At 46.9% G+C, this 12,646-nt stretch carries 13 protein-coding genes; 7 read left to right on the forward strand and 6 right to left on the reverse strand.

Annotated elements, in window-relative coordinates; all coding sequences use genetic code 11:
* Positions 1–188 precede the first annotated feature (188 nt).
* Complete coding sequence (locus A596_RS19785; protein ID WP_039918082.1) at positions 189–398, reverse strand: cold-shock protein; 210 nt, start codon at positions 396–398, stop codon at positions 189–191.
* 295 nt (positions 399–693) lie between these two features.
* Between A596_RS19785 and A596_RS19790 the strand changes: the two genes are divergently transcribed.
* From A596_RS19790 to A596_RS19805, 4 genes are all read left to right on the forward strand, one after another.
* The gene (locus A596_RS19790; RefSeq protein WP_039918083.1) at positions 694–1,125 is read left to right on the forward strand and encodes a hypothetical protein; all 432 of its coding nucleotides are present in this window, start codon (positions 694–696) and stop codon (positions 1,123–1,125) included.
* A 14-nt stretch (positions 1,126–1,139) separates the two neighbouring features.
* Complete coding sequence (locus A596_RS19795; RefSeq protein ID WP_039918084.1) at positions 1,140–1,472, forward strand: YnfA family protein; 333 nt, start codon at positions 1,140–1,142, stop codon at positions 1,470–1,472.
* Positions 1,473–1,570: 98 nt separating this feature from the next.
* Complete coding sequence (locus tag A596_RS19800) at positions 1,571–2,761, forward strand: Bcr/CflA family efflux MFS transporter (RefSeq protein WP_039918085.1); 1,191 nt, start codon at positions 1,571–1,573, stop codon at positions 2,759–2,761.
* 507 nt (positions 2,762–3,268) lie between these two features.
* Complete coding sequence (locus A596_RS19805) at positions 3,269–3,601, forward strand: hypothetical protein (RefSeq protein WP_052417726.1); 333 nt, start codon at positions 3,269–3,271, stop codon at positions 3,599–3,601.
* Between the two features lie 91 nt (positions 3,602–3,692).
* On the opposite strand, the gene A596_RS19810 is transcribed toward A596_RS19805, so the two are convergent.
* The gene (locus A596_RS19810) at positions 3,693–5,522 is read right to left on the reverse strand and encodes an ABCB family ABC transporter ATP-binding protein/permease (protein WP_039918088.1); all 1,830 of its coding nucleotides are present in this window, start codon (positions 5,520–5,522) and stop codon (positions 3,693–3,695) included.
* A gap of 117 nt (positions 5,523–5,639) precedes the next feature.
* Between A596_RS19810 and A596_RS19815 the strand changes: the two genes are divergently transcribed.
* Positions 5,640–6,500, forward strand: coding sequence for a PA4780 family RIO1-like protein kinase (locus tag A596_RS19815; RefSeq protein WP_039918090.1), 861 nt, complete (start codon positions 5,640–5,642; stop codon positions 6,498–6,500).
* Here A596_RS19815 and A596_RS19820 read toward each other — a convergent pair.
* From A596_RS19820 to A596_RS19835, 4 genes are read right to left on the reverse strand one after another with little or no spacing between them, the layout of a single operon-like run.
* Positions 6,497–7,831, reverse strand: coding sequence for an ATP-binding protein (locus tag A596_RS19820; RefSeq protein ID WP_326979756.1), 1,335 nt, complete (start codon positions 7,829–7,831; stop codon positions 6,497–6,499). The two genes, A596_RS19815 and A596_RS19820, sit on opposite strands and share 4 nt — an antisense overlap.
* A gap of 10 nt (positions 7,832–7,841) precedes the next feature.
* Positions 7,842–8,510 carry a response regulator transcription factor gene (locus A596_RS19825; protein ID WP_039918093.1) on the reverse strand — a complete coding sequence of 223 codons (669 nt, stop codon included), beginning with the start codon at positions 8,508–8,510 and terminating at the stop codon, positions 7,842–7,844.
* Complete coding sequence (locus tag A596_RS19830) at positions 8,510–8,809, reverse strand: PepSY domain-containing protein (protein ID WP_039918095.1); 300 nt, start codon at positions 8,807–8,809, stop codon at positions 8,510–8,512. Before A596_RS19830 ends, A596_RS19825 begins: the two co-directional genes overlap by 1 nt.
* A 29-nt stretch (positions 8,810–8,838) precedes the next feature.
* Positions 8,839–9,147 carry a PepSY domain-containing protein gene (locus A596_RS19835; protein WP_039918097.1) on the reverse strand — a complete coding sequence of 103 codons (309 nt, stop codon included), beginning with the start codon at positions 9,145–9,147 and terminating at the stop codon, positions 8,839–8,841.
* Between the two features lie 274 nt (positions 9,148–9,421).
* On the opposite strand from A596_RS19835, the gene A596_RS19840 reads away from it, so the two are divergent.
* Positions 9,422–11,410, forward strand: a complete 1,989-nt coding sequence (locus A596_RS19840; RefSeq protein WP_235425790.1) for an alpha/beta hydrolase family protein — start codon at positions 9,422–9,424, stop codon at positions 11,408–11,410.
* A 202-nt stretch (positions 11,411–11,612) separates the two neighbouring features.
* Entirely contained in the window at positions 11,613–12,638 is a 1,026-nt protein-coding gene (locus A596_RS19845; RefSeq protein WP_039918099.1) for a glycosyltransferase, read from the forward strand.
* Positions 12,639–12,646 lie beyond the last annotated feature (8 nt).

Raw genomic sequence — 12,646 nt, forward strand, 5'->3', positions numbered from 1 at the left:
CACGTCCTGAAATACGCAACAGACTCAGGAAGATTGGGCGATACCGCGGTAAAAACAATGGCCGGCTAACAATTGATGACCTTTGTCAGCGAACGTCAAGGCTTATTAGAAAAAGTGCCAAATTGCGGGCAATAAAAAAGGCGAGAGGTTAATCTCGCCTTTTTGCTATGGATTAATTTCCGCAGAAATTAGATAGCAGTGATGTTTTCAGCTTGTGGGCCTTTTTGGCCTTGAGTCACAGTGAAGCTCACTTTTTGGCCTTCAGCCAGAGTTTTGAAACCAGTACCAGATATAGCACTGAAATGTGCAAATACATCCGGACCAGATTCTTGAGCGATAAAACCAAAACCTTTAGCTTCGTTGAACCACTTAACGGTACCAGTAACAGTCTTAGACATGTTAATCATCCTATTTAAAACAGAAGTAATTTAATACCCGCGAACGGGCGGTTTGTGCTGGAAATGTGGGAATTACTTATGAAACAGGACGAGGTACTTTGGAACTTCGAAATGATGTGCATAAATATTAATCGTACTTTCAAGCGAAGCCCAGTGTACACTCGTCGTTATCAAAGTCAATGGATACTTCTATCAAAACAGGGGTTGGCGGCTGATTACCCAGCCAAATGGTTATAATGGCGACAATCTTCCATCGATCTATTCACAATTCCCCAAAATCCAGAGTTTGTTGTTTATGTCCCGTCCTGCCGCAATAAAGTTTTTATCGTTGTGTTGCTTATTATTCCCTTTAAATGCATTTGCTCAGGGTAATGCGTTTAATCTGGAGGATTGGCCAAAAACCCGGCCCGACCTGAAACCAATGTACGTAAAAGCAATCATGGAACAGGCAGGCGTACACAAAGTGAGTTTCAAATTGCCGGCCGAATTTTATATCGCCGAACTGGATAAATTTTCCACTTTCGCGGCGGAAAATAATTATCGGCCTTATTTAAAAACGTCGGTCGCACAAAACCTGGCAACCCTTGCGGTTATCCATTGTGATTGGAATAACGGCGTCCCTCCGTGGGAGTTCGCGCAAAAGTATTTGGGCGATAAACAAATAGAACTATTAAAAACACCTTACGCAACTGCGATTGCCAGGCTGCAAAATAATTGCGCTGAATAAATACGGATAACACCATGAATTATCTTGTTATAGGCGGATTATTTTTCGCGACTGCGATTGCGGAAATTATCGGCTGCTATTTACCTTATTTGTATTTGCGCAAAGAAGGCAGTGCCTGGTTATTGATACCTGCTGCAATTAGCTTGATGATTTTTGTATGGCTGCTGACACTACATCCCGCTGCCAGTGGCCGCGTTTATGCCGCTTACGGTGGCGCTTATGTGATTGTCGCGCTCTTGTGGCTCCGCGTTGTCGATGGCGTAAAACTTTCCGCTACCGATTATATCGGCGCCGCCGTTACTTTTGCCGGCATGGCTATCATTATCTGGGGTTGGAAATCACCATAAGCATTATCGAAAAATTTGTTGTTTCTGTTTCATTTTCACCACTCGTTAATCAGGTTGCCGGGGTCTAGGCTATAGGCTAGTTAAACAATGAGCTTGCTATGACCCGCGAATCCCACCCTTATTTAATTATCCTGCTTGCCGCTGTTATCGCGATTACACCACTGGCAGTTGATATGTATTTGCCAGCAATGCCCGACATCGCCCTCAGTCTCAATACCCATATTGGCAATGTGCAGCAATCATTAAGTATTTTCCTCGCAGCTTATGCCAGCGGCATGCTGCTGTTCGGGCCATTGGCAGATCAATGGGGCCGGCGGCCGTTGGCGATTTTTGGTTTGAGCGGATTTACGCTCAGCAGCATCGGATTGGTGTTTGCCAACAATATCGAATTATTTTTAACCTTGCGTACCACCCAGGCTTTCTGTGGCGCGGCTGCAACCGTGGTAATACCGGGACTGGTTCGCCATCTATATCAAGAGCACACTGCAAAAGGCATGTCTTATCTCTCAATGATAATGATGCTTGCCCCTTTGCTTGCGCCAGGTATCGGTAGTGGAATTTTATTATTCAGCGAATGGCACAGTATTTTTGCGGTGCTCGCTATTTATGGTGTATTGATTTTTGCATTGGTATGGAAATGGTTACCGGAAATCAGCCAACCGATTAATACAGATACGGAAAAAAAACCGGCGAACTTTTTCAGCGGTTACAAAATTGTTTTTTCCAATCCGCAAGCGCGACCAATGATCGCCAGCATGATGTTTGGCTCTTTCGCTTTTTTCTGTTTTATCACCGCCGTATCATTTCTCTACATTAATTATTTTGGTGTTAGCGAGCAGGTTTTCAGTGTGTTGTTCGGCTTAAACGTATTTTGTTTGATGATCGCCAATTTTATTAACAGCCGCCTGGTAACACGTTATGGGCCATTGCGCATGCTACGTTCGGGGTTAGTGATAGGACTAATAAGTGCGTCTGTCTTGTGCGCAGTGAACTATCTGGAATTGGGCATTGCTTATACGGTGGTTGCAGTAGCCGCGTTAATGGGCTCCTTGACGTTAATGGGTACAAATTCCGATGCAATATTATTGATGAAATTCCCCCACAACAGCGGCACAACCACCGCCGTCTCCGGCACCCTGCGTTTTGGTAGCGGCGCCTTTGCCGGACCTTTACTCGCTTTTTTCTACACTGGTACTGCTATGCCATTTTCGTTGATGATGTTGTCCGGTGTCACCGGTGTATTGATTTGCCAAATCTGGTATTGGAAAGCTAATAGCAATGTAGAATAAAATTTGTCGCGATTTCGATTTTATGATGCGATAAGTAAAGTTTTATTTGGCGTCGGTAAGGGTGCATCACTCATTGAAAAAAACCGGTGGAAGATTTTGTATTTACCGACATCGAAATTAAATAATCCTGACATGTGTTCGCCCGTGGTCATGAGTAACTAATACCGCTTGTGCTGCGGCCGGGCGATCCGTTTTTGCCCCCAACGACTCCGTAAATTGCCAAGTAGAGGATCATGCAAAATGATAGCGTTGACGCAAACTAATGCGCCAAGAGCGGTAAAATTAGAACAAATAGTCACTTTTTTAAACGGACAAATCGGACAAACGCAGGCACAAGATCCAAGCGCTGCCCCTTTTTGCTTCCTGGTGGGGCACTTTATCTTTTAATCATGGTGCTGATCGGTATAGACTTCCTGCGGCGCTGGCATTGCTGGTTGTCATTTGCGCAACATCCAATTCTCCGGTTGCGCAAATATCCATTCATACCTAAAGCATAAGGATCACACCATGAAAATTATCCATACGTTCGCTACCCTGCTGGTTGCTGCCGGCTTGTTAACTGCCTGTGCAAAAGAAGAACCACAAACCACAACCGACGCAGTAAAAGAAGCGACTACCGAAGCCAAAGAAGCAGCGGCAGAGAAACTGGAACAAGCGGGTGAAACCTTGCAACAAGCAGCTGATAATGTGAGCGATACTGCTGCGGAACTGAAAGCCGATGCTTCCGAAACTGTAGAAGCTACCGGTGAAGCAATTAGTGAAGGTGCGGCAGAAGCAGCTGAAACAGTCGAAAATGCAGCCGATAAAGCAGAACAAAAAGTAAAAGAAGCAGCGCAATAATGTAATACCGCCTCATCAGCACAACATAATCGGGCATGTACAATGCCCGATTATCAAATCTCTAATCACACACCGGTTTTGTCATTAAAACCTAATCAGCATCCTGCAATTGCATTGCCCACATCTGCGCATATTTTCCCTGTTTGGCTAATAATTCTGCATGCGTGCCTTGCTCAACAACCCTGCCTGCTTCCAGCACTACAATTTTATCAGCGTCGACAACGGTGGATAACCGATGGGCGATAACCAATGTTGTATGGCCACTGGCAGCTTCGCGCATGGCTTCAAGGATCGCCGCTTCCGAATTGGAATCCAGCGCACTGGTAGCTTCATCAAAGATTAAAATAGACGCACCTTTTAATAATACCCGCGCAATGGCAATACGTTGCTTTTCACCGCCGGATACTTTCAAGCCGCGTTCGCCAACCAGGGTTTTATCACCGTCAGGCAAACTATTAATAAATGATTCCAGGTGAGCCATTTTTATTGCGCGATCAATTTGCTCTTCACTCGCCGCCGGATTTCCATAAGCAATATTTTCACGGATGCTGGTGTTAAACAACACGGTATCCTGCGGCACTATCGCAATGGCACGGCGCAGTGAATCCAGCGTGACACCGCGAATATCCTGCCCATCGATTAAAATTTTTCCGCCACTGATATCGTAGAAACGGTACAGCAAACGCGACAGAGTACTTTTACCGGCACCGGAGGAACCAACAATAGCTACCTTGCTACCCGCCGGAATTTCTAAATCCAGTTGCTGTAAAATCGGCCGATCCTGATGATACGAAAAATCCACCTGGTGCCAGTGTATTTCGCCGCGAGTTACCTGCAACGGCGCTGCATCATCAGCATCAATAATTGCGGAATCACGCTTTAGTAAAGCCAGCATATTTTCCAGATCGGTTAACGAGCGGCGAATTTCACGGTACACAAACCCAAGAAAATTAAGCGGGATAAATAGCTGGATCATATAGGCATTGATCATCGCCAAATCACCCAGCGTCATGGTTTTATCCAAAACACTTTGCGCCGCCATCCACATCATCGCCGTCATTGCCAATGCAATGATCAATGCTTGCCCGGAGTTAAGTGCTAACAGCGACATGCGATTTTTTAATTTTGCGGTTTCCCATTTCTCCAGGAATTTATCATAGGTTTCCGCTTCGTAATTCTCGTTATTGAAATATTTAACTGTTTCATAATTGAGCAGGGAATCAATGGCGCGCGTGCTGGTAGATGAATCGGCCTGGTTAGCTTCGCGCACAAATTTGTTGCGCCACTCGGTGGTATAAATGGTAAAGATTACATAGATAACGACAGCGACCAGGGTAATAACGGCATACCAGATCGAAAATGCCGCCGCAAAAATAATCGCGACCATTAGGATTTCAAACAGGGTAGGGACAATATTGAACATCAAAAAACGCATCAAAAAACTGATGCCGTTAGTACCACGCTCAATATCCCGGCTAATGCCACCTGTTGCGCGATCCAGGTGAAACGCCAGCTCCAGCGAATGCAAATGTTTAAATACACGCAAACCAATTTTACGCATGGCATGCTCGGTAACACGACTGAAAAGCGCGTCGCGCACTTCGCCAAAAAAGACACTGCCAAAACGCATCGCCCCGTAAAATAAAATAAAAAATACTGGCAACAGTAATTCGGGCGAAATACTGCGATCAACACCATCAATGATATGTTTCAGCGCCCAGGGCATCACCAGCGTAGCACCTTTGGCTGCAAGCAGAGCGAGTATCGCGAGCAAAACGCGCCCTTTAAAATCCCATAGGTAAGGCAGCAGGTATTGCATGCTCTGGCGCAAATTAACCTTTGGACTTGTTTCGTTAGCACCAGGTGCGCGAGGTTCGTTATTGGGATGAACGGATAAACCGGAAGTGTGCATACCGCGCATAACGACAGCCTATAAATCAATGGGGAAATTTCATGCTAACAGATTCCCCCTTATGGGACCGACACAAGCCCGTTTCAAGTGCTACCATATGCACTTTCAACTCTTTCTGTTTTTTTCATGAAAATACCCAAACGTTTACAACCACTGGTCGATGATGGCTTGATTGATGAGGTTTACTATCAATTAATGAGCGGCAAAGAAGCCCAGGTCTTTGTGGTCAGCGCCAATAACGAAGTACGTTGCGCCAAAGTCTATAAAGAAGCGAATAAACGCAGTTTCAAACAGGCAGCGCAATACCAGGAAGGCCGTAGCGTGCGTAACACACGCCGCGCCCGCGCTATGGCCAAAGGCACAAAGTTTGGCCAGCGGGAAGCGGAAGAGGCCTGGTTAAATGCCGAAGTTGAAGCGCTATATCGCCTCGCGCAAGCCGGAGTACGCGTCCCTACACCTTACTGGTTTTTAGAAGGTGTATTAGTGATGGAACTGGTGGTGGATGAAGACGGCGACCCCGCTCCGCGTTTGGATGATGTCGCCTTTGATGCGGAAACCGCACGCGATTATCACGCACGGATGATGCAGGAAATTGTGCGCATGCTCTGTGCTGGCCTGGTTCACGGTGATCTGTCTGAATTCAATGTACTGGTCGATCACTCCGGTCCGGTGGTTATCGATTTACCACAGGCCGTCAATGCCGCTGGCAACAACAACGCAAAAATGATGTTGCTGCGCGACGTAAATAATATGACCCAATATTTTGGCCAATACGCGCCGGATTTATTAGTCACGCACTACGGCGAAGAAATCTGGGATTTATTTGAGCACGGCAATTTACATCCCGATGTAAAACTCACGGGGCAATTTGCCCACAGCAATGTGGACGCGGATATCGCCACCATGATGCGCATTATCGAACACGCCAAACAGGAAGAAGAAGATCGCAAAGAGCGCGAGCGCATGGCGCGCAACGGCGAGTTTTAAACGCGGTTAACCGGCAACCGGATGATTACCCGCAAACCACCCAAGGGGCTGCTATCCAACACTAATTCGCCACGGCAGTGTTCGACAATATCGCGCACTATGCCCAACCCCAAACCGTGCCCTTGCACCTGTTCATCAATACGTGCACCGCGAGTCATTACCTGTTCGCGCAATTCCGCTGCGATGCCCGGGCCATCATCATCAATCGTGATGCAATAATGGGTTTGCTCATAGGTGACACCAATCTGTATTTTTTGGTGCGCCCATTTGCAGGCGTTATCAAGCAGGTTGCCAAGTAATTCCAGAATATCTTCACGATCCCAGGGCAAACGCAAACCGGATTCCGCTTGCCACCCCAATTGCAAATCGCGCCGATGGATTTGTTGCAAAGTGCTACATAAATCCGGCAATTCTCTTGCACATTCAAAATACGCGCCGGGCAATGCTTCACCGGCGAGGCGCGCGCGTCCCAATTCGCGACTGATACGCTCCTGCATACTTTGTAATTGCTGGCGAAAACTATCGCGCAATTCCGGATGCGCATTTAATTCATGGCGATTGGCGAGGCTGAACAGAATCGCTAACGGTGTTTTTAAGGCGTGCCCCAAATTACCCAACGCATTACGCGAGCGTCCCAGTGTGTCTTCGGTGTGTTGCAATAAATGATTTAATTGTTGCACCAGCGGCACCAATTCATCGGGCACCTGTTGATCCAGTTCCGTGCGCTGGCCCTGTTGCAATTGCACAATTTGTTCGCGCATTTGTTCCAGTGGCCGCAATGCGCGACGCACTAAAATGCGCTGAATTAACACCAATAAAATGAGCGCGCCTAAACCAATTCCCGCCGCGCTCCACTGCATGGTGCGAAAACTTTTTAGCATGGGTGTGTAATCTTGTGCGGCGATAATCTGGATAGCTTTTCCGTAACGCCGGAAATCCGCGCGATAAATTAATAACTCCTGCGCTTGCGGGCCATCGGCAAGTTCTTTTTGCAAACCGGTTGTTGCGGGCAGCGTGACTTGATAATCCCAGGACGAACGGGAACGCCATTGTTGATCCGGTAGGACCACTACAAAATATTCGCCGGAAAACGGCCGCTGGTAGCTCGCAGAAACGCGTTGCTGGTCCAACTCAATTCCGTTAGCGCCGCGAATAATCGCAGCGAGTAACGTTTGCGCTTCATGGTGCAAATGCGTTTGCAGATAACGCCGCAACCCCTGATCAAATAGCCAGAGGCTTAACTGTGCAAGCACCAGGCCGGTAATAATCAAAACACTGATTAATCCCAGGCTTAAACGCTGTTGGATAGAATTCATCGTGCGTGTTAACAAGAAATTTTCCTTATCCGGAATTTTTTTGCAGGCGATATCCTTGTCCGCGTTTTGTTTCGATAATGTCCTTACCCAGTTTGCGCCGCAAATGATTCACGTGCACTTCAATTACATTGGAATCCCGTTCCGTTTCACCATCGTAGAGATGATCATGCAATTTGCTTTTGGAAACGATTTGGCCTTCATGCAACATTAAATAACGTAATAAGCTGAATTCAGCCGCAGTCAGTTCAATTATTTCATCATTTTTTACGGCGCACTGGCGCCCCTCATCCAATTGTACGCCAGCCGCATGTAATTGCGGTTGATTCACTTGCCCATGGGCGCGCCGCAATAATGCCTGGATACGCAGTTGCAATTCTTCCGGGTGAAAGGGTTTGGTGAGGTAATCATCAGCACCCGCTTTCAAACCTTCGATCCGTTCCGCCCAATGATCGCGCGCCGTGAGGATTAACACCGGCCGCAGCATTTGGGTTGCGCGCCATTCACGCAAAATATCCAGGCCGGATTTTCCAGGCAAACCCAGGTCCAGCAAGATTAAATCATAAGGCTCAATCGCGCCCTGGATTAATGCATCGCGGCCATCCGCTAACCAATCCACTGCGTAACCGGCGCGTTTTAAATCGGCCGTTAATTCATCGGCCAGCGCAACATTATCTTCGACGATCAGGATACGCATTAATCATCCTCTTCGTCTTTCAAAATTTTTCCAGTGGTGGCATCTATTTCCAGCTCGCGCACTACCCCCTCGCGCGTGGCCAACTCTACGTCATAGATATAAATATCGTCGTCCTCCTCCAATTCCACTTCGAGCAAACTGGCGTGGGGATGACGCGCATTCACCAACGATAATAACTGCTCCAGGGGAATGATGCGGCCCTGCTCACGCAGGCGCAGGGCTTCATCTTGCGATAAATCACGCGCATTCACACTGCCGGTGAACACCAGAAATAAAAGAACGCGCGTTACTGATTTCATCGCTATGCCTTGCTGTTCACCAGCGCCGGTTAATCATCCCGGCGATTTTCCAACACTTCACCAGTAGCCGCATCCAGCTTCACATCCCACTCGATGCCTTGGGCATCCACAACTTCCAGTTGATAAATATAGCGGCCCAATTCGTTTTCCAGTTCAGTTTCACGAATGACGCCGCCCGGATATTTAGCCAAAGCGGCTTCATTGAGTTTTTCAAAGGATTGGATGCTACCAGAATCGCGAAGTTTCAGCGCCTCATCCGGCCCAAGATCGCGGGCATTGGCAACCAAAGCAAGGCTGGTCAGGGCTAAGCTGGAAATAATCAACGTGGTCATTTTCATAGTAAAAGTCCTCATTCAGGATAAATATTCAGGGCGTTAATCGTCAGTCATTGATTAACGTCGACAGGTCCAGAATAAGGGCGCCGGATTAAATGAAACTTAATTTCGACCAAATTTGATCAGGTTGGTTGACGTCTAAAAGCCGCCTGTAGATACTGCGCGGTCTGCAGGTTTGCATTGCTTGAGAGAGGAAACCAATTGGGCGGATTGCCCCAAGGAACCGGAAATTCAAGGAGCGACACTGCAAGGCAATCATTATCTCAAGGATCTCATTATGCACCTGCCTACTCGATGTTCTATTCGCCATTATCTTCAACGTTCATTGCGTCAAATGCTGGGCTGCCTCGCAATACTTGGCGTGGCCACATCCGCCCTGGCTAGCGATGCCCCTGCAACACACACCCCCTTACCGCTCGATGTTTTTTATAACGATGCATTGATCGAGGATATCGAACTCTCGCCCGACGGTACGCATTTATTAGCGTTAAAAAATATTGGTGAAAACACCGTTATCATGGTGATTGAATTGGCTACCAATAAAGCGTTTTATCCCGTTAAAACGGATAACAAACAATTCAAGTTTAATTGGGTGCGCTGGGCTAATAATGATCGCCTGGTGATGAGTTTGCGTTTTGATAGCCGTACCTTTAACGGCGTGAAATATATGCAAACACGTTTGCTGGCTACCGATGCAAAACAACAATCCAAAATGATTACGCTGGTAAAAGCGGATGACAATGCCGATGGCTGGATCAGCCAATTCCAGGACAACATTATCAGCATGACACCGGATGATCCCGACCATGTGCTTATCAGTGTTGATCGCGAAGTCCCTTTTCACCAAACCGTTTATAAAGCCAATGTCTACACCGGTAAATTAACCCGCGTAAAAAAACACGCCGCCAGTGTGCGCTCATGGTATGCAGATCACGCGGGCAATGTGCGCGTTGGTGAACATTACGACGATAAAAAACGCAAAGTCACTTACAAGGTACTCGACCCCAATACCAATGAATGGAATGTTGCCTGGGAATACATAGTGTTTGATGAACCGGAAATTCACATCGCCGGTTTTGGCCATAACCCGAATGAATTATTTATTTTTGCGGACCATGAAGGCCGCCAGGCGTTGTTTAAAGCAGACCTTGCAAAAGCCGGTTACCCGAAGGAATTGGTGTTGAGCGATCCGGATTATGATGTAAATGGTCGCCTGATTTATTCCGATGCACACAAAGAAGTTGTCGGTATTTACTACACCGACGGCAGCGCCAAAAGCATTTTCTGGAACAAGGAATTCAGAGCATTCCAGGGCGGTTTGGATAAAGTCATGCCCGATACGACTAATTACATTGCCAGCATGAGCGCCGATGCACGCAAATATATTTTGTACACTACCAACAGCACCAATCCCGGTACTTATTATTACGGCGATCGCGACGCGAAAACCTTAAGCTATCTCGCCAGTGCTTATCCCGATTTAAAAGAGAATGTATTAATCGAAAAAGAGTCGCGCCATTTTAAAGCGCGCGACGGTTTGGACCTGGAAGGATTTTTATCCTTGCCTAAAAATTTTTCTAATAAACCTACAGCAGCAATTATTCTTCCACACGGCGGCCCGATGAGTGAGGATGGAAAGGATTTTGATATGTTTTCCACGTTTATGGCCAACCGCGGTTACGTCGTTTTCCAGCCAAATTTTCGCGGCTCTTCCGGGTACGGCCACGACTTTATGATGCAAGCTGTCGGTGGTTACGGTTTGGAAATGCAGGATGACCTTGAAGATTCGGTAAAATATTTAATCGACCAGAAAATTGCTGATCCAAAACGCGTGTGCATTGTCGGTGCAAGTTATGGTGGTTATGCTGCATTAATGGGCGTTGCCAAAACGCCGGATTTATTCCAATGTGCAGTTAGTTTTGCCGGTATGTCAGACCTGGTAAAAATGAGCAACAACTTCCGCTATTTCACCAACAAAAATACCGCGCGCAAACAATTTGGTGAAGATAAAGGCCAACTCAAGGAAACATCACCGGTGCGCCTGGTTGAACGAATTAAAGCACCAGTACTTTTAATTCACGGCAAAGATGATGTATCTGTTCCTGTTGAACAAAGCCGGATTATGGCCAGCGCACTTAAAAGTGAAGGTAAAGCCTATGAGTACATCGAGCTGGAAGATGGAACTCATCACCTGGATTATTTGCCCCATCGCAAACAAACATTTGAAGCGATAGATAAATTCCTTACTAAATACTTGCCACTATAGAAGGGCAAATTATTTTGTAAATTTTTCAATTTCAGTGCTCCACGAGGGGCACTGCATTTTTATGCGTCATCTCAAGCAAGTATTTACTCATTTTTTCACAAAACTGAACAAAGTTTCACAACTTTATGAACTGCACATTTTTATACTTGTCTCCTGTGTCTCTAAGGACTCGCTCGCACTCCAAGCAAGGTGGTATCTGCTTATGAACCCTGAACTCCGTTTGCCCGTCACCAGCCATTTTCCCGCGCAGGACTTAACGCGCGTTTCTGTTTCACGTCCGTTGCGGCTGATCCATTTTATTGCTGATGATTCGCAAGTATTACAGCCCTCAGTACTGGAACTGGTTCGTTCGGCCGACAATGCACCGGGGTTCACGGCGATGCTGGTATTGGATAAAGCATTCAATAACAAACCCCATGTGATGGGGGATACTGACGAGATTTCCTTCAAGCAACTGGACAGTTGGTCGACCATTGGCCGCACCTATGAATTTTATCGCCTTTGCCGCGATTACCAGCCGGATGCGGTATTCATCCACAGCGAACAAAACATCAGTTGGTGCCGCTACGCCAGCTTGCACGCCGGTGCGCAAGTCATCCATATCAATGAGCAATTACGCCAGCAAATACCCTACGGTATTGATATGGATCATTTCAGCAAGGCAGATGAAGTTCCACTGGGGTTACGCATTCCCGGCATCATCATGCCGAGTGGCTTTAACGATCAATTTCATTTGCAATTAATTCGTGCACTCGCGTGTTTGCGTGAAAAACGTTTATACCCGCGGGTATTCCTAACCGGCCCCGGCACACACCAGGCACAAGAATCTGCTCAACAATTGGGTAAAGCCCTTGGCCTGGATAATCAATTGCGTATTGCCACACATTGCGGCAACTTGCCATTTCTATTAATGCATCACCAACTTTCTGTTATTGGCAATCCGGATAAAAACCCCCTCCTGGTGGCCCAGTCAATGGCGGCGGGTTGCGCCACGCTGGGAATCACCCCCGATAACACACCATCGTTAATCCAGCATGACAATGACGGAATTTTATTTGCAAGTGACTCACCGGAATTGCTTGCAGAGAAACTGGAAAATTTGTTAAAAAATACCGGCTATGCGCAACAACTAGCGCGTCAGGCGCGCCTGCGAGCACAAGAAAATTTTTCTTTGCCTCACATGCACAAAGCCTATACGGAAATGTATCTTACTGTTACCGGAACATAATGACTTTT

It is taken from the genome of Cellvibrio mixtus subsp. mixtus J3-8 (assembly GCF_000766945.1).
GTDB lineage: Bacteria > Pseudomonadota > Gammaproteobacteria > Pseudomonadales > Cellvibrionaceae > Cellvibrio > Cellvibrio mixtus_A.

Excerpts from the sequence above, each read along its gene's own strand:
- A596_RS19840 (WP_235425790.1), top strand. The coding sequence starts at position 9,422 with ATGCACCTGCCTACTCGATGTTCTATTCGCCATTATCTTCAACGTTCA.
- A596_RS19845 (WP_039918099.1), top strand. The coding sequence starts at position 11,613 with ATGAACCCTGAACTCCGTTTGCCCGTCACCAGCCATTTTCCCGCGCAG.
- A596_RS19825 (WP_039918093.1), bottom strand. The coding sequence starts at position 8,510 with ATGCGTATCCTGATCGTCGAAGATAATGTTGCGCTGGCCGATGAATTA.
- A596_RS19800 (WP_039918085.1), top strand. The coding sequence starts at position 1,571 with ATGACCCGCGAATCCCACCCTTATTTAATTATCCTGCTTGCCGCTGTT.
- A596_RS19785 (WP_039918082.1), bottom strand. The coding sequence starts at position 398 with ATGTCTAAGACTGTTACTGGTACCGTTAAGTGGTTCAACGAAGCTAAA.
- A596_RS19795 (WP_039918084.1), top strand. The coding sequence starts at position 1,140 with ATGAATTATCTTGTTATAGGCGGATTATTTTTCGCGACTGCGATTGCG.
- A596_RS19815 (WP_039918090.1), top strand. The coding sequence starts at position 5,640 with ATGAAAATACCCAAACGTTTACAACCACTGGTCGATGATGGCTTGATT.
- A596_RS19835 (WP_039918097.1), bottom strand. The coding sequence starts at position 9,147 with ATGAAAATGACCACGTTGATTATTTCCAGCTTAGCCCTGACCAGCCTT.
- A596_RS19790 (WP_039918083.1), top strand. The coding sequence starts at position 694 with ATGTCCCGTCCTGCCGCAATAAAGTTTTTATCGTTGTGTTGCTTATTA.
- A596_RS19805 (WP_052417726.1), top strand. The coding sequence starts at position 3,269 with ATGAAAATTATCCATACGTTCGCTACCCTGCTGGTTGCTGCCGGCTTG.
- A596_RS19830 (WP_039918095.1), bottom strand. The coding sequence starts at position 8,809 with ATGAAATCAGTAACGCGCGTTCTTTTATTTCTGGTGTTCACCGGCAGT.
- A596_RS19810 (WP_039918088.1), bottom strand. The coding sequence starts at position 5,522 with ATGCGCGGTATGCACACTTCCGGTTTATCCGTTCATCCCAATAACGAA.